The organism is Pseudomonas machongensis (assembly GCF_034961125.1).
GTDB classification, from domain to species: Bacteria; Pseudomonadota; Gammaproteobacteria; order Pseudomonadales; family Pseudomonadaceae; genus Aquipseudomonas; species Aquipseudomonas machongensis.
Genome location: NZ_JAYFUI010000062.1, coordinates 1 through 15195, shown reverse-complemented (window position 1 = coordinate 15195; position 15195 = coordinate 1). Strand labels below are relative to the sequence as shown.

General features: G+C 63.8%; 14 protein-coding genes and 1 pseudogene. 6 read left to right on the top strand and 9 right to left on the bottom strand.

Annotated features, from left to right (window positions below; translation table 11 throughout):
* The first annotated feature begins 212 nt into the window (after positions 1-212).
* Together pcaH and pcaG are read left to right on the top strand one after the other, a co-directional pair.
* Positions 213-932 (top strand): protocatechuate 3,4-dioxygenase subunit beta, encoded by a 720-nt coding sequence (pcaH, locus tag VA602_RS05180; protein ID WP_323452669.1) that lies wholly within the window; start codon positions 213-215, stop codon positions 930-932.
* An 11-nt stretch (positions 933-943) separates the two neighbouring features.
* Entirely contained in the window at positions 944-1549 is a 606-nt protein-coding gene (gene pcaG, locus VA602_RS05175; RefSeq protein WP_065861563.1) for a protocatechuate 3,4-dioxygenase subunit alpha, read from the top strand.
* Between the two features lie 42 nt (positions 1550-1591).
* Here the strand turns inward: pcaG and trmA are convergent, their stop codons facing one another.
* The 6 genes from trmA to VA602_RS05145 form a co-directional block, all read right to left on the bottom strand.
* Entirely contained in the window at positions 1592-2677 is a 1086-nt protein-coding gene (gene trmA / locus VA602_RS05170; protein ID WP_054892636.1) for a tRNA (uridine(54)-C5)-methyltransferase TrmA, read from the bottom strand.
* Positions 2674-3969 carry an NCS2 family permease gene (locus VA602_RS05165; protein WP_054892635.1) on the bottom strand — a complete coding sequence of 432 codons (1296 nt, stop codon included), beginning with the start codon at positions 3967-3969 and terminating at the stop codon, positions 2674-2676. Before VA602_RS05165 ends, trmA begins: the two co-directional genes overlap by 4 nt.
* Before the next feature lie 216 nt (positions 3970-4185).
* On the bottom strand, positions 4186-5409 hold the full coding sequence (locus VA602_RS05160; RefSeq protein ID WP_323452668.1) for an MFS transporter: 1224 nt from the start codon (positions 5407-5409) through the stop codon (positions 4186-4188).
* Between the two features lie 215 nt (positions 5410-5624).
* A complete protein-coding gene (locus tag VA602_RS05155; protein ID WP_323452667.1) occupies positions 5625-8435 on the bottom strand; it encodes an FAD-binding and (Fe-S)-binding domain-containing protein in 2811 nt (936 codons plus the stop codon).
* Positions 8436-8509: 74 nt separating this feature from the next.
* Positions 8510-9655 carry an FMN-dependent L-lactate dehydrogenase LldD gene (lldD, locus tag VA602_RS05150; RefSeq protein ID WP_112897265.1) on the bottom strand — a complete coding sequence of 382 codons (1146 nt, stop codon included), beginning with the start codon at positions 9653-9655 and terminating at the stop codon, positions 8510-8512.
* A gap of 63 nt (positions 9656-9718) precedes the next feature.
* Positions 9719-11389 (bottom strand): lactate permease LctP family transporter, encoded by a 1671-nt coding sequence (locus VA602_RS05145; RefSeq protein WP_054892631.1) that lies wholly within the window; start codon positions 11387-11389, stop codon positions 9719-9721.
* A 254-nt stretch (positions 11390-11643) separates the two neighbouring features.
* Between VA602_RS05145 and VA602_RS05140 the strand changes: the two genes are divergently transcribed.
* A complete protein-coding gene (locus VA602_RS05140; RefSeq protein WP_153774498.1) occupies positions 11644-12411 on the top strand; it encodes an FCD domain-containing protein in 768 nt (255 codons plus the stop codon).
* Positions 12412-12446: 35 nt separating this feature from the next.
* Here VA602_RS05140 and smpB read toward each other — a convergent pair whose 3' ends face one another.
* Complete coding sequence (gene smpB, locus VA602_RS05135) at positions 12447-12929, bottom strand: SsrA-binding protein SmpB (RefSeq protein WP_027917703.1); 483 nt, start codon at positions 12927-12929, stop codon at positions 12447-12449.
* A 160-nt stretch (positions 12930-13089) separates the two neighbouring features.
* Here smpB and VA602_RS05130 point away from each other — a divergent pair, with 160 nt between their 5' ends.
* Together VA602_RS05130 and VA602_RS05125 are read left to right on the top strand one after the other, a co-directional pair.
* Entirely contained in the window at positions 13090-13524 is a 435-nt protein-coding gene (locus VA602_RS05130; RefSeq protein WP_054892629.1) for a type II toxin-antitoxin system RatA family toxin, read from the top strand.
* Positions 13517-13819: an RnfH family protein gene (locus VA602_RS05125; protein WP_323452666.1), complete on the top strand. Its 303-nt coding sequence runs from the start codon at positions 13517-13519 to the stop codon at positions 13817-13819. Before VA602_RS05130 ends, VA602_RS05125 begins: the two co-directional genes overlap by 8 nt.
* Before the next feature lie 69 nt (positions 13820-13888).
* Here VA602_RS05125 and VA602_RS05120 read toward each other — a convergent pair whose 3' ends face one another.
* Complete coding sequence (locus VA602_RS05120; protein WP_054892627.1) at positions 13889-14410, bottom strand: outer membrane protein assembly factor BamE; 522 nt, start codon at positions 14408-14410, stop codon at positions 13889-13891.
* A gap of 97 nt (positions 14411-14507) precedes the next feature.
* On the opposite strand from VA602_RS05120, the gene fur reads away from it, so the two are divergent.
* Positions 14508-14912, top strand: coding sequence for a ferric iron uptake transcriptional regulator (fur, locus tag VA602_RS05115; RefSeq protein WP_046788147.1), 405 nt, complete (start codon positions 14508-14510; stop codon positions 14910-14912).
* An 81-nt stretch (positions 14913-14993) separates the two neighbouring features.
* Here the strand turns inward: fur and VA602_RS05110 are convergent.
* Positions 14994-15195, bottom strand: a pseudogene (locus VA602_RS05110) (DNA repair protein RecN); the annotation flags it as partial.

Genomic DNA, 15195 nt, shown 5'->3' with positions numbered 1-15195 from the left:
GTTGAAGGGCCGTGCGCTCTGCGCAGCCAGCACCGCAGTCCATCCAGAATAGTCCAGCGCTTCAGATCAGGTGGTCTGACGAAAAGTTGCATAACCAAATGGTTATGTCTGGCGCGCATGTTTTCAGTTTTCGCGCTGCGCGACCTGCCGGAAACTGCAAGTCCGCCTGCCACGCACAGGTGGTTCGAACAATTCCAAGAGAGGAAAACGGCATGCCCGCTCAGGACACCAGCCGCTTCGTGATCCGTGATCGCAACTGGCACCCCAAGGCCCTTACGCCTGATTACAAGACATCCATCGCCCGCTCGCCGCGCCAGGCGCTGGTGAGCATTGCCCAGTCGGTCAGCGAAAGCACCGGCCCTGATTTTTCCCACCTGCGCTTCGGCGAGCATGACCATGACCTGTTGCTGAACTTCAACAACGGTGGCCTGCCGATCGGTGAGCGCATCATCGTTGCCGGGCGGGTCGTCGACCAGTACGGCAAGCCGGTGCCCAATACCCTGGTGGAGATGTGGCAGGCCAACGCCGGTGGTCGCTACCGCCACAAGAACGACCGCTACCTGGCCCCGCTCGATCCCAACTTCGGTGGCGTAGGTCGCTGCCTGACCGACCGTGACGGCTACTATAGCTTCCGCACCATCAAGCCCGGCCCCTATCCCTGGCGCAACGGCCCCAACGACTGGCGTCCGGCGCACATCCACTTCTCCATCAGCGGCCCATCGATTGCCACCAAGCTGATCACCCAACTGTATTTCGAAGGTGATCCGCTGATTCCGATGTGCCCGATCGTCAAGTCGATCGCCAACCCGGACGCGGTGCAGCGCCTGATCGCCCGGCTCGACATGAGCCGCGCCAACCCGATGGACTGTCTGGCCTATCGCTTCGACATCGTGCTGCGTGGCCAGCGCCAGACCCACTTCGAGAATCGCTGAGGAGACCCGTCATGCCTATCGAACTGCTGCCGGAGACCCCCTCGCAGACCGCCGGCCCCTATGTGCACATCGGCCTGGCCCTGGAAGCTGCCGGTAACCCGACCCGCGACCAGGAAATCTGGAACCGCCTGGCCCGCCCGGAGGCTCCGGGCGAGCACATCCTGCTGATCGGCCAGGTGTACGATGGCAATGGCCATCTGGTGCGTGATTCCTTCCTCGAGGTGTGGCAGGCCGACGCCAACGGCCACTACCAGGACATGTTCAACCTGGAGAACACCTTCAACAGCTTCGGCCGGACCGCCACCACCTTCGATGCAGGTGAATGGACCTTGCACACGGTCAAGCCAGGCGTGGTGAACAATGCTGCCGGGGTGCCGATGGCACCGCACATCAACATCAGCCTGTTCGCCCGGGGGATCAATATCCACCTGCATACCCGCTTGTATTTCGATGACGAGGCCGAGGCCAACGCCAAGTGCCCGGTGCTCAACCTGATCGAGCAGCCGCAGCGGCGCGAGACGCTGATCGCCAAGCGTTGCGAGGTGGACGGGAAGACGGCGTATCGCTTCGATATCCGTATTCAAGGGGAAGGGGAGACGGTGTTCTTCGACTTCTGAACGAATGCCGGGGCCTGTCAGGTGGCCCCGGCCATCCATCGATCAGCGCCGCACCAGCAGGACCCCGCTTTCCATGTGGTGGGTGTAGGGGAACTGATCGAACAGCGCGCAGCGTTCGATACGGTGGGTATCGTGCAATTGAGCGATGTTCTGCGCCAGCGTCTCGGGGTTGCAGGAGATGTACAGGATCCGCTCGAAACGCCGGGTCAGCTCGCAGGTGTCCGGGTCCATGCCGGCGCGTGGCGGGTCGACGAACACGGTGCCGAAGTCGTAGCTTTTCAGGTCGATGCCTTCCAGGCGACGGAATGGGCGGACCTCGTTCAGCGCCTCGGTCAGTTCCTCGGCCGACAGGCGTACCAGGCGCACGTTGTCGATGCCGTTTTCGTCGAGGTTGTGCAGGGCGGCGTTGACCGAGGTCTTGCTGATCTCGGTGGCCAGCACCTGGCGCGCGCGGGTGGCCAGGGGCAGGGTGAAGTTGCCGTTGCCGCAGTACAGCTCCAGCAGGTCGTCGCTGCGCTCGCCCATCGCCTCGCAGGCCCAGCCCAACATCTTCTGGTTCACTGCCCCGTTGGGCTGGGTGAAGGCGCCTTCAGGCTGGCGGTAGCTGAAGGTGCGGCCGGCGATGTCGAGTTTCTCCACGGCATAGTCACGGCCGATCACCACGCGCTTGCCTTTGGAACGACCGATCACGCTGACGCCCAGTTGTGCGGCCAGTTGCTGCGCGGCAGCTTCCCAGGCCTCGTCGAGCGGGCGGTGATAGCACAGGGTGACCATGGCATCGCCGGCCAGTGTGGTCAGGAACTCGACCTGGAACAGACGATTGCTCAGGTCTTCGTTGCCCTGCCAGGCGGCCTTGAGACGGGGCATCAGTTCATTGATGCGCTGGCTGGCGATGGGGAAGTCGTCGATCAGAATTGCCTTGTGCTTCTCGCCCGGGGCGAACATCGCGTAGTGGCGTTGACCCTCTTCGCGCCACAGACGGAACTCTGCGCGCAGGCGATAGTGCTCGCGCGGCGACTCGAACACGGCAGGTTGCGGTGCATCGAAGGGCGCCAGCAGCTCGCGCAGGCGCTCGACCTTGGCCTGCAGTTGGGTCGTGTATTGCGAAGGGTCGAAGACGGCACTCATGCGTTGAACCAGCCCAGCTTGATGACGAACAGAATGGACAGGATCACCAGGGCCGGGTTCAGGTCGCGATGACGACCGGAGATCAGCTTGATGGCGGTCCAGGCGATGAAGCCGAAGGCGATGCCGTTGGCGATCGAATAGGTCAATGGCATGGCCAGGGCGGTGACCACTACCGGCGCGGCCTCGGTGACGTCGTCCCAGTTGATCTCGGCCAGGCCCGAGGCCATCAGCACGGCAACGAACAGCAGTGCCGGCGCGGTGGCGTAGGCCGGCACGCTACCGGCCAGCGGCGCGAAGAACAGCGCGAGCAGGAACAGCACGGCTACCACGATGGCGGTCAGGCCGGTGCGTCCGCCGGCACTTACGCCGGCAGCCGATTCGATATAGCTGGTGGTGGTCGAGGTGCCCAGCAGCGAGCCGGCCATGGCTGCGGTGCTGTCGGCGATCAGCGCACGGCCCATCTTCGGCATATGGCCGTCCTTGCCCATCAGGCCGGCGCGCTTGGCCACGCCGATCAGGGTGCCGGAGTTGTCGAACAGGTCGACGAACAGGAAGGCGAAGATCACGCTGATCAGCCCGACGTCCAGCGCGCCCTTGATGTCCAGTTGCAGGAAGGTCGGGGCCAGCGACGGCGGCATGGAAACGATGCCGCCGAATTGGCTGGCACCCACCAGGATCGACACCACCGTCACGGCGAGGATGCCGATCAGCACGGCGCCGCGCACTTTCAGCGACTCGAGGCCGACGATGAGGAAGAAGCCGAGGGTGGCAAGGATCGGTGCAGGCTGCTTGAGGTCGCCCAGGCCGACCAGGGTGGCTGGGTTATCGACGACGATGCCCGCATTGTGCAGGGCGATGAGTGCCAGGAACAGGCCGATACCGGCGGCGATCGCCGAGCGCAGCGGCAGCGGGATGCTGTTCACGATCCATTCACGGATGCGGAAGATCGACAGCAGGAAGAACAGCACCGCCGAGAGGAATACCGCACCCAGTGCCACCTGCCAGGTGTGGCCCATGTGCAGGACCACGGTGTAGGTGAAGAAGGCGTTCAGGCCCATGCCCGGGGCGAGGGCGATCGGGTAGTTGGCGATCAGGCCCATGGTGACCGAGCCGATGGCGGCGGCAAGGCACGTGGCGACGAAGATCGCGCCCTTGTCCATGCCGGTTTCGCCGAGGATGCTCGGGTTGACGAACAGGATGTAGGCCATCGCCAGGAAGGTGGTGACGCCCGCGAGGATCTCGGTGCGCACGTTGGTGTTGTGTGCTTTTAGTTGAAACAGCCTTTCCAGCATGCCTGCTCCCATGGCGCCGCGGCGCCGTGAATGTATTCGACCCCATCAGCAAAGCACAGACCGTACCGGTTGCCGTGGTTTTGTGGGGGCGGAAAAAAGCCGCGCATCATACCAGCATGGGGGGCGGGGGCCTATGGCTGTTGGTCTTTGTGGCGTGGCGCCCGCTGTCGGCGCGGCCTGGTGCCGCGAAAGGGCTGCCAGGCAGCCCCATGAAGACTATTGCGGATTGTGCATGCGGTCGCGGTTGGCCAGGGTCGGGAACAGCTTCATCCACACGCCAGTGACCACCAGCGTGCCCACGCCACCCAGCACCACCGCCGGAACTGTGCCAAACCAGTGCGCAGTGACCCCGGATTCGAACTCGCCGAGCTGATTCGAGGCGCCGATGAACAGCCCGTTCACCGCGCTGACCCGGCCGCGCATTTCATCCGGTGTCTCCAGTTGCACGAAGGCGCTGCGGATGACCATGCTGATCATGTCTGCCGCGCCCAGTACCACCAGCACCGCCAGCGAGAACCAGAACGAGGTCGACAGGCCGAAGGCGATGGTCGCCACGCCGAACACGCCCACGGCGGTGAACATGGTCCGGCCGACCTTGCGTTCTACCGGGAAGCGCGCCAGCCACAGCGACATTAACAAGGCACCTACCGCCGGAGCCGAGCGCAGCAGACCCAGGCCCCAGGCGCCAGTGAGCAGGATATCCTTCGCGAACACCGGCAGCAGCGCCGTGGCACCGCCTAGCAGTACGGCGAACAGGTCCAGCGAGATGGCGCCGAGGATGTCCGGGCGACTGCGAATGAAGCGGATGCCGGCCAGCAGTGATTCCAGGCTGGCACGGCCGCGCTGGGGTGTCTGCTGGCGCGAGTCGAGGCTGAGCATCAGCAGGCAGGCAATGGCGTACAGCAATACCGTCGGGCCATACACCCAGATGCTGCCGAAAGCGTAGAGCAGGCCGCCGACCGCCGGGGCGACGATGGTCGCTGCCTGGGTCGCCGACGCCGACGCAGCGACGGCGCGCGGGAACAGCCCCGGCGGCACCACGTTGGGCAGCAGTGCCTGGGTCGCAGGCATCTCGAAGGAGCGGGTGGCACCGAGCAGGAACGCCAGCACGAAGATCAGTTCACGGGTGACGCTGTCGGTGGCACTGCCCAGCGCCAGGGCCAGGGCGATGAGCCCTTGCAGGCACTGGCACAGGGCGGCGACCTTGCGCCGGTCGTAGCGGTCGGCGACATGCCCGGTGTGCAGCATGAACAGCACCCGTGGGGCGAATTCGACCAGGCCGACCAGGCCCAGGTCCAGGACGTTGCCGGTGAGCTGGTAGAGGTGCCAGCCGATGGCCACGGTGAGCATCTGGAAGCCACTGGCGGTGAAGACCCGCGCAAGCCAGAACGCGATGAACGGACGGTGGTGACGCAACAGCAACGGTGCGGACTCAGACATCGGGGGCCAACGGCAGCGGAAGAAGGGGGCTGCAGGTTAGCATTTACTTGTAACAAATGGTTGCTAGCTGCTGGGTCAATCGCCTGGGTAGGCGCTCCATTGTAGGAGCGGGTTTACCCGCGAAAAAAACACCGCGCTGCCTGGCACGGGCTACGCCCGTGTTCGCGGGACAAGTCGGAGCGCCGAACCGCCGCTCCCGCAGGGGTTGGGCTGACCTAAATAGCTCGTGCGCGCGTCACCCGGTCCACCAGATAGACCAATCCGTGATAGTCGATACCACTATGGCTCGACAGCCCGATCTCGCAGGTACGGCTGGTGGAAATCCCTTCGCTGCAGTACTGCACCGCATCTTTCAGGCTGCGCAGGGAATGGGCATTGAGCTCTGGCGTGGTGAAGCCCTTGTCGCCAGCGAACCCACAGCAGTGGATACCCTCGGGAATCACCACCTGCTTGCTGCAACGCCGCGCGAGGTCGATCAGCGCCTGGCTTTCGCCCAGGTGCTGGGTGCTGCAGGTGACATGTACGGCCACAGGTTCCTCCTGTGGGGTGAACTCCAGCTTGTCGAGCAGATGCGTGCGGATGAAGCGCACCGGGTCGTAGAGGTCCAGCCGGGTTTCGCCCAGGTCCTGTACCAGGCGCAAGGTGCAGGGGCTGGTGTCGCAGTAGATCGGATCGAGGCCGCCGCGGCTGGCATGCAGCAGGGCGGCGATCAGTTCCTGGCGCTTGTGCTCGGCCTGTTCGGCATAGCCCTTGGAAGCAAATGGCTGGCCGCAGCAGAGGCTGTCGGCGTTGTCGGGGAAGATCACCTGGTAGCCGGCCTTTTCCAGCAGGGCCTGGGTCTTGTCCAGCAACGAGCGCTGCTCGCGATCGCCATAGGCCGGGCCCATGACACGCGACACGCAGGCCGCAAGGTAAACCACCCGTGGTCGTGCATCGTGGCTTGCCGGGCCGAAGTCGATCGGTTTGAGCGGTTGCGGCATGGCTGCTGTCCACTGCGGCAGGCGACCGTTGCTGACCTTGCGCAGGCCACTGCTGAGGCGCGCCAGGCGTGGGGCACCGAGCAGCTTGCGTGCGCCGTTGGCCGCGGCGAGGGTCAGGCGTGCGCCACTGAGGGCCGAGTGGAAGTGCTCGGCCAGCCAGTTGGCAGTCTTCAGGTGATCGGCGGCCTGGCCGCGCAGTTTCTTCACCAGTTCGCCGGTATTGATCCCCACCGGGCAACGCTGGGCGCACAGGCCGGTAGCGGCACAGGTATCGATGCCCTGGTATTGATAGGTCTGCAGCAGCTCGCGGGTGTCGAGGCCGGCACGACGCTTGGCCTGGATATCGCGCCACATGACGATGCGTTGGCGTGGGCTGAGGGTCAGCCCCTTGGACGGGCACACCGGCTCGCAGAAACCGCACTCGATGCATTTGTCGACGATCTCGTCGGCCGCCGGCAGTGGCTTGAGGTTTTTCAGGTGGATGTCCGGATCATTGCTGAGCACCACATCCGGGTTGAGGATGCCGTTGGGGTCGAGCAAGCGCTTGAGTGCCCACATCAACTGGTAGGCGTCCTTGCCCCATTCCAGCTCGACGAAGGGCGCCATGTTGCGTCCGGTGCCGTGCTCGGCCTTGAGCGAGCCGCCGAACTCCACCGCCACCAGTTGCGCGACGTCCTCCATGAAGGCCTGGTAACGCGCAACTTCCTCGGCGCTGTTGAAGCCCTGGGTGAAAACGAAGTGCAGGTTGCCTTCCAGTGCGTGGCCGAAAATGATCGCCTCGTCATAGCGATGCCTGTCGAACAGCTGGATCAGGCGGTTGACGCCCTCGGCCAGTTGCTCTACCGGGAAGGTCACGTCTTCGATGATCACCGTGGTGCCGGTCTGGCGTACGGCGCCGACGGCAGGGAAGGTGTCCTTGCGAATCTTCCACAGCAGGTTGTACACCGTCGGGTCTTCGCTGAACTCGACCTTCTGCTCGAGCGGGAATTCGGCGATTGACCCCATCACCAGCGCCAGTTGTTCGTGCAGCAGGCTCTGGCTGGCGGCGCGGGACTCGATCAGCAGGGCGCAGGCGTTGCTCGACAGGCCTTTCACCCAGGCCGGCATGCCTGGCATCTCCTGCACCGAGCGCAGGCTGCGGCGGTCGAGCAGCTCGACCGCCGACACGGGCTGGCGCTTGAGCACGGTCACTGCCCGGCAGCAGCTTTCGACAGTGGGAAACACCAGCAGGGCGCTGGCCTTGTGCGGGTGGTCAGGCACGGTGTCATAGGTGACTGCGCTGATGAAGCCCAGGGTGCCTTCGGAGCCGACCAGCAGGTGCTGGAGGATATCCAGTGGCTGGTCGTAGTCCACCAGTGCGTTGAGCGAGAGGCCGGTGGTGTTCTTCAGCCTGTACTTGTGGCGGATGCGGTCGGCCAGTTCGGTGTTGGCGCGGGTCTCACGGCCAAGGCGGGCAAGTTCGTCGAGCAGTGCGGCGTGGCTCTGTTCGAAGGCGGCGACGCTGGCCGGGTCTTCGCTGTCCAGACGAGTACCGTCGGCCAGTACCAGGCGCAGGCCAGCAAGGGTGTGGTAGGTGTTCTGCGCGGTACCGCAGCACATGCCGCTGGCATTGTTGGCGACGATGCCGCCGATCTTGCAGGCATTGATCGACGCCGGATCAGGTCCGATCTTGCGCCCGTAGGGGGCCAGCCAGGCATTGGCCTGGGCACCGATGACCCCGGGCTGCAGGCGGATCTGTTCGCCCTGGTTGCGAATCTCGCGGCCGTTCCAGTTGTCGCCCAGCACGATCAGCACCGAGTCGCTGATGGCCTGCCCGGAGAGGCTGGTGCCTGCAGCGCGGAAGGTTACCGGCACGCGCTCACGCTGGGCCAGGCGGATCAGCTCGACCACCTCGTCCTCGGATTCGACGCGCACCACCAGCTTGGGGATCAGCCGGTAGAAACTGGCGTCGGTGCCGAAGGCCAGGGTCGAGGTCGGGTCGTCGAAACGGCGTTCGGCAGGGATCAGGCGCTCGGCATCACGCAGGAACGCAGCGGGCAGGCTCATGCAATCTCCTCGCGGGGCCGGCGCGTCTGGCGCGCGACGTGCCCCGGACTATCAGGCGTTTGTTTCGTAAGGGCTCAGGCGCCCAACTCGCGTACCAGTGAATCGCGGCTGATCTCGCCGATCGACTTGGCGCCGGTCAGCACCATGGCCACGCGCATTTCTTTCTCGAACAGCTCCAGCAGGTTCTTCACCCCAGCCTGACCATGCACGGCCAGGGCCCAGAGGAAGGCGCGGCCGATCAGCACCGTGTCGGCGCCCAGGGCGATCATGCGCACCACGTCCAGGCCGCTGCGGATACCCGAGTCGGCGAGAATCTTCAAATCACCCTTGACCGCGTCGGCAATGGCCGGCAGGGCGCGGGCGCTGGACAGCACGCCGTCGAGCTGGCGGCCGCCATGGTTGGAGACGACGATGCCGTCGGCACCGAACCTCACGGCGTCACGGGCGTCATCGGCGTCGAGGATGCCCTTGATGATCATCGGGCCGTCCCAGAATTCGCGGATCCACTCCAGGTCCTTCCAGGAAATCGACGGGTCGAAATTGTTGCCCAGCCAGCCGATGTAGTCGGCAAGGCCGGTCGGGTTGCCGCGATAGGTGGAAATATTGCCCAGGTCGTGGGGGCGTCCCATCACGCCGACGTCCCAGGCCCATTCAGGGTGGGTCATGGCTTGCAACACACGACGCATCGGGCCGTTGGCGCCACTCATGCCGGAATGGGCGTCACGGTAGCGGGCGCCGGGCACGGGCATGTCGACGGTGAACACCAGCGTCTTCACCCCGGCGGCCTTGGCGCGCTCCAGGGCGTTGCGCATGAAGCCGCGGTCCTTGAGGACATACAGCTGGAACCACATGGGCCGGTCGATGGCAGGCGCCACTTCCTCGATCGGGCAGACCGACACCGTGGACAGGGTGAAGGGAATGCCGTGCGCCGCCGCCGCGCGCGCCGCTTGCACTTCGCCACGGCGCGCGTACATGCCGGTCAGGCCGACCGGGGCCAGGGCCACGGGCATGCTCAGGGTTTCGTCGAACAGCCGGGTCTGAAGGCTCAGCTCCGACATGTTTCTCAGCACACGCTGGCGCAGGGCGATGCTGGCCAGGTCCGAGACGTTGTGGCGCAGGGTGTGCTCGGCGTAGGCGCCGCCGTCGGCGTAGTGGAACAGGAAGGGGGGCAGCTTGCGCTGGGCCGCGGCGCGATAGTCGGTGGAGGCTGAAATGATCATGGATTCTCGCAGCGTGGGTTGTGGGAGCTGCCGGGCGCGTGAGGGCGCCCGGCCCCTGTCACTTTAGTGATGAACCAGCATACCGGTCAGCCAGTAGGCCTGGACCAGGGTGATCAGGCCGACGATGGTCGCGAAGAACAGGCTGTGCTTGACGGTGAAGCGGAACAGGTCCGACTCCTTGCCGACCAGGCCGGTAGCGGCGCAGGCCACGGCGATCGACTGCGGCGAGATCATCTTGCCGGTCACGCCGCCGCTGGTGTTGGCGGCGACCAGCAAGGTGTCGCTGACGCCGATCTGGTGCGCGGTGGTGGCCTGCAGCGAGCTGAACAGGGCGTTGGACGATGTGTCGGATCCGGTCAGGAACACGCCCAGCCAACCCAGGAACGGCGAGAAGAACGGGAAAGCCGCGCCGGTGCCGGCCAGGACCAGGGCCATGGTCGAGGACATGCCCGAGTAGTTGGTGACGAAGGCGAAGGCCAGCACCATGCCGATCGACAGGATCGGCCAGCGCAGTTCCCAGAAGGTCTCTTTGAAAGTGGTAAGACCAGTTTTGACATTGATCTTCAGGACCCACATCGAGATCAGTGCCGACAGGAAGATCGCGGTGCCGGTGGCGGAGATCGGGTCGAGCTTGAACACGGCCGGCATTGCGGTCGGCGCGGTGACAATCGGGGCAGTCTTGATCACCAGTTGATCGAGGTGCGGGATGGCGAAGTTGAACACGAAGTTGTACATCGCGCCGCCCGGCGCGAACGCAGCCTTGAAGGGCTTGAGGGTCCAGATGGTCACCAGCACGGTGAGAATCAGGAATGGCGACCAGGCCTTGAAGATCTCGCCGAAGCTGTACGGCGAAGGCTGGCTGCCGCCACTGCTGACCACGGCTGCACCGACGCTGCCCTTGGCCTCGGCGAACGCGCGCTTGGGCTGCCAGACTTTGAGGAACAGGGTCAGGGCGATCAGGCTGGCCAGGGCCGAGGTGATGTCCGGCAGTTCAGGACCGATGAAGTTGGACGTGAAGTACTGGGTCACGGCGAAGCTCAGGCCGGCGACCAGCGCGGCGGGCCAGGTCTCTTTCACGCCCCGCAGGCCATCCATCATGAACACCAGCCAGAACGGCACGAACAGCGACAGCAGCGGCAGCTGGCGGCCGGTCATGGCGCCAATGTGGAAGGCGTCGATACCGGTCACTTGCCCGGCGACGATGATCGGGATGCCCAGGGCGCCGAAGGCGACCGGCGCGGTGTTGGCGATCAGGCACAGGCCAGCGGCATACAGCGGGTTGAAGCCCAGACCCACCAGCAGTGCGGCGGTGATGGCCACGGGCGCGCCGAAGCCGGCTGCGCCTTCGAGGAAGGCACCGAAGCAGAAGCCGATCAGCAGCACCTGCAGGCGCTGGTCGTCGGTGATCGACAGTACCGAGCTGCGGATGACTTCGAACTGGCCGCTCTTGACCGTGAGTTTGTACAGGAACACCGCGGCAACGATGATCCAGGCAATCGGCCAGAGGCCATAGAGGAAGCCGTAGCCTGCTGCGGCAAGGGCCATGTCGACAGGCATCTGGAAGGCGAAGATCGCCACCAGGATCGACAGGCCGAGGGTAATGCTGCCTGCCACGTGGCCCTTGAGGCGGAACACGGCGAGGGCGAGGAAGAAGAACACGATGGGGATGACCGCCGCCAGTGCGGACAGGCCGAGACTACCAAGCGGTGTGTAGAGTTGTTGCCAGGTTTGCATATGGGGTGACCCCTAATTGTTGTTGGTCAGCACTGGCATTGGATAATTGGTAATACCAATTTACAATGACTGGTCGCTAGGTTAAAAGCCGGATACGGGGTGTGTCAATTTGTCCCAAGCAAAACTTTGGTCGAGTGCCGATGAGCGGAGGGCGAGATCGCGTCGGATCAATCGAGGAATATCTGTCGGGCTGCCGCGGATAGGCGCAGAATAGGTGCCCCGAAATCGGTGCCGGGGTTTGTGGAGAGCATGTGATGGTTTTTGATCAGGTCCGCCAACGGCGCCTGTCCGACGATATCGTCGATCGACTGGAAGGGATGATTCTCGAGGGGACGTTGACCTCAGGGCAGCGCCTGCCCGCCGAACGCGCCCTGGCCGAGCAGTTCGGCGTTTCCCGCCCGTCGTTGCGCGAGGCGATCCAGAAACTGGTGGCCAAGGGGCTGCTGGTCAGTCGCCAGGGGGGCGGCAACTATGTGGCCGAGTCGCTGGGATCGACGTTCAGTGATCCCTTGTTGCAGTTGCTCGAGCACAACCCTGAGGCTCAGCGCGACCTGCTGGAGTTTCGTCACACCCTTGAGGCCTCATGCGCCTTCTACGCAGCCCAGCGTGCTACCGAGCCGGATCGGGCGCGGTTGAAGGCCGCCTTCGATGCGCTGCAGGATTGCTATGCCCGCGTCGATGAGGTCAGTCGTGCAGAAGAAGGCGCAGCGGATGCCCGTTTTCATCTGGCGATTGCCGAGGCCAGCCACAATGCCGTGCTGCTGCATACCATTCGTGGTCTGTTCGACCTGCTCAAGCGCAATGTAGTGACCAACATCGGGGGTATGTACCAGCAGCGTACGGAAACGCGCGACATGCTGATCAGTCAGCATCGCGAACTGTACCAGGCGATCGTCGAGGGGCGTGCAGAAGATGCGCGGGAGGTGTCGAGCCGGCACATCCTGTACGTGCAGGAAGTGCTGGAAGAAGCGCAGCAGGAAGCCCAGCGCGTGGCGCGCGCTGAGCGACGCAGTGGGCGCTAGGCAGGTATCGCAGCTATCGCAGGCAAGAGGAAGATCTACTCTTCCTTGCCCTTGTTGCGCACCGCACGCTGCAGCTCGCGGTTGGAGTCGCGCTCGCGCATCGTGTCGCGCTTGTCGAACTCCTTCTTGCCCTTGCCGAGCGCGATTTCGCACTTGATCAGGTGCTTGCTCCAGTACAGCGCCAGGGCCACACAGGTGTAGCCTTTCTGCGCCACGGCAGCCTCCACGCGCTCGAGCTCGCGCTTGTTCAGCAGCAGCTTGCGGGTACGCATGGGGTCGGCGATGACGTGGGTGCTGGCGGTGTTCAGCGGGGTGATGTGGCTGCCGAACAGCCAGGCTTCGCCATCCTTGAGCAGCACGTAGCTGTCGGTCAGGTGCGCCTTGCCGGCCCGCAGGCTTTTTACTTCCCAACCGGACAGGACCAGCCCGGCCTCGAACTTGTGTTCGATGAAGTAATCGTGTCGCGCTTTCTTGTTCTGCGCGATGGTCCCGGTCGGATGTTTCTTTTGCTTAGCCATAGGGGCGGCATTATAGGCAGTCGCCACGTCCTCTGGCTATGGGGTTCGGTGCGCTTGAGCCAGCAGGATGAATCCCGGACAATGCAGGCCTCGTTCCGTTGTACGGAACCGTTCCGAAGCGCTGCGATGCGCTGCCGCCCAGCTTGGAAGTGATGCCTGGATGACTACCCATATTCAACGCTCCGCCCTGCTGCCATACCCTGCCCAGGCGCTCTACGACCTGGTCAACGACGTGGCCAGCTACCCTGAGTTTCTTCCCTGGTGCTCGGACTCGACGGTGCTCGAGGCGAGTGACACGCACATGCGGGCGAAGCTGGAGGTAGCCAAGGGTGGCATGAGCCAGCAGTTCGTCACGCGCAATGTGTTGGTCCCGGGGCAATCCATCGAGATGAACCTGGAAGAAGGGCCCTTCACCCAGTTGCATGGTGTGTGGGTGTTCAAGGCGTTGGGCGAGAAAGCCTGCAAGATCAGCCTCGACCTGTCGTTCGATTACGCCGGGCCGCTGGTGCGCGCCACCCTCGGGCCATTGTTCAACCAGGCAGCCAACACCCTCGTCGATGCCTTCTGCCAGCGAGCCAAGCAGCTGCATGGCTGAGACGCTGAGTATCGAGGTGGCTTACGCGACTGCTGCACGCCAGTGGTTGCTGGCGTGCCGGGTGCCGCAGGGTGTGACGCTGCGTGAGGCTTTGCGTTTGTCTGGTATCGCTGCGCAAGTGCCAGGGCTGGATATTGAAAGCTGCCCGGTGGGTGTGTTCGGCAAGGTCGTCGCTGATCCGCAGCAGCGTCAGGTAGAGGAGGGCGAGCGCCTGGAAATCTACCGGCCGCTGCTGGTCGACCCGAAGGCGATGCGCAGACAGCGAGCCGAAAAGGCCAAGGCCGCACGCGGGTAAGATTGTTGCTGTATGCGCTGCGCAATAAAAAGCCCGGACCATGTCCGGGCTTTTTCATGGGCCATGCCGTTATTGCGGCGAGGTCTCCAGGGGCGCCGGTGTGGGCACCGGTGTCGTCTCGATGGTGTCGATTTCACGCTGGATCGACTCTTCCGTCGAGCCGGCCTTGGCTGGCTTCTCTGGCTGTTGAGACGGCTGGTTGGCCGGGCTGACGGTCGTGGTGCTGCTGCCGCCCAGGATTTCCTGGTCGCGGCTCACGCCTGGCATGAAGTCGCCGGACAGGCTGACCAGTTGGTCGCTTTCGTTGAAGAAGATGCTCATGCGCTCCTGCTGGCGCTTACCGCCGCCAGGCTGGATGCTGTAGAGATAATCCCACCGATTGGTGTTGAAGGTGTCCTGCAGGAGCGGGTTGCCCATGATAAACCTTACTTGCCGTCGGGTCATTCCGGGGCGCAATTGGTCTATCATGTCCTGCGTGACGACATTGCCCTGCTGGATGTCGATTTTGTAAACCCCGGGAAACGAGCAACCGGCGAGTGCGAGCAGTCCCACGAGGGTGAGGCTGGTTAGCAAGAGCTTGGTGTTTTGCATCGGTGGGCGACTTCCACTATCTTGGCTGGACAACGTAAACCCCGATCATACCCGTATTAAGAGAAGCTGCGAAGCAGCATCGGCGAGAAAGCTGACCATGGTTGAAAATAGCGAATTGCGCAAAGCCGGTCTCAAGGTGACCCTGCCTCGAGTCAAGATCCTTCAGATGCTCGATTCGACCGAGCAGCGTCACATGAGCGCCGAGGATGTCTACAAGGCGCTGATGGAAGCAGGTGAGGATGTCGGTCTGGCGACCGTCTACCGTGTACTGACCCAGTTCGAAGCAGCGGGTCTGGTGGTTCGCCACAACTTCGATGGCGGCCACGCGGTGTTCGAGCTGGCCGATGGCGGCCACCACGACCATATGGTCAACGTGGATACCAGCGAAGTGATCGAATTCATGGATGCGGAGATCGAGCGCCGCCAGAAAGAGATCGTGGCTGAGCATGGCTACGAGCTCGTGGACCACAATCTGGTCCTGTATGTGCGTAAGAAAAAGTAACGATTTCGATCGTTATGAACAGCAAAGGCGACCTTCGGGTCGCCTTTGTGCTTTCTGCCACGGGTTTAGAAGTGTGCTGCCTCAGGTCTTGCCGCTAACCACCATCTTGCGCGCATGCGCCAGGGATTCCTTGGTCAGGTCTATCCCGCCCAGCATGCGTGCCACTTCTTCGACCCGCTCACGTTTGCCTAGGCTGGCCACGGCTGTATGGGTGGTGTCGCTGTTGCGCACCTTGTGTACGAACAGGTGGTGGTGCCCTTGCGCTGCAACCTGCGGCAGGTGG

Coding starts and splice junctions, on each gene's coding strand:
- pcaH (WP_323452669.1), top strand. CDS start 213: ATGCCCGCTCAGGACACCAGCCGCTTCGTGATCCGTGATCGCAACTGG.
- pcaG (WP_065861563.1), top strand. CDS start 944: ATGCCTATCGAACTGCTGCCGGAGACCCCCTCGCAGACCGCCGGCCCC.
- trmA (WP_054892636.1), bottom strand. CDS start 2,677: ATGAGTGCCGTCTTCGACCCTTCGCAATACACGACCCAACTGCAGGCC.
- VA602_RS05165 (WP_054892635.1), bottom strand. CDS start 3,969: ATGCTGGAAAGGCTGTTTCAACTAAAAGCACACAACACCAACGTGCGC.
- VA602_RS05160 (WP_323452668.1), bottom strand. CDS start 5,409: ATGTCTGAGTCCGCACCGTTGCTGTTGCGTCACCACCGTCCGTTCATC.
- VA602_RS05155 (WP_323452667.1), bottom strand. CDS start 8,435: ATGAGCCTGCCCGCTGCGTTCCTGCGTGATGCCGAGCGCCTGATCCCT.
- lldD (WP_112897265.1), bottom strand. CDS start 9,655: ATGATCATTTCAGCCTCCACCGACTATCGCGCCGCGGCCCAGCGCAAG.
- VA602_RS05145 (WP_054892631.1), bottom strand. CDS start 11,389: ATGCAAACCTGGCAACAACTCTACACACCGCTTGGTAGTCTCGGCCTG.
- VA602_RS05140 (WP_153774498.1), top strand. CDS start 11,644: ATGGTTTTTGATCAGGTCCGCCAACGGCGCCTGTCCGACGATATCGTC.
- smpB (WP_027917703.1), bottom strand. CDS start 12,929: ATGGCTAAGCAAAAGAAACATCCGACCGGGACCATCGCGCAGAACAAG.
- VA602_RS05130 (WP_054892629.1), top strand. CDS start 13,090: ATGACTACCCATATTCAACGCTCCGCCCTGCTGCCATACCCTGCCCAG.
- VA602_RS05125 (WP_323452666.1), top strand. CDS start 13,517: ATGGCTGAGACGCTGAGTATCGAGGTGGCTTACGCGACTGCTGCACGC.
- VA602_RS05120 (WP_054892627.1), bottom strand. CDS start 14,410: ATGCAAAACACCAAGCTCTTGCTAACCAGCCTCACCCTCGTGGGACTG.
- fur (WP_046788147.1), top strand. CDS start 14,508: ATGGTTGAAAATAGCGAATTGCGCAAAGCCGGTCTCAAGGTGACCCTG.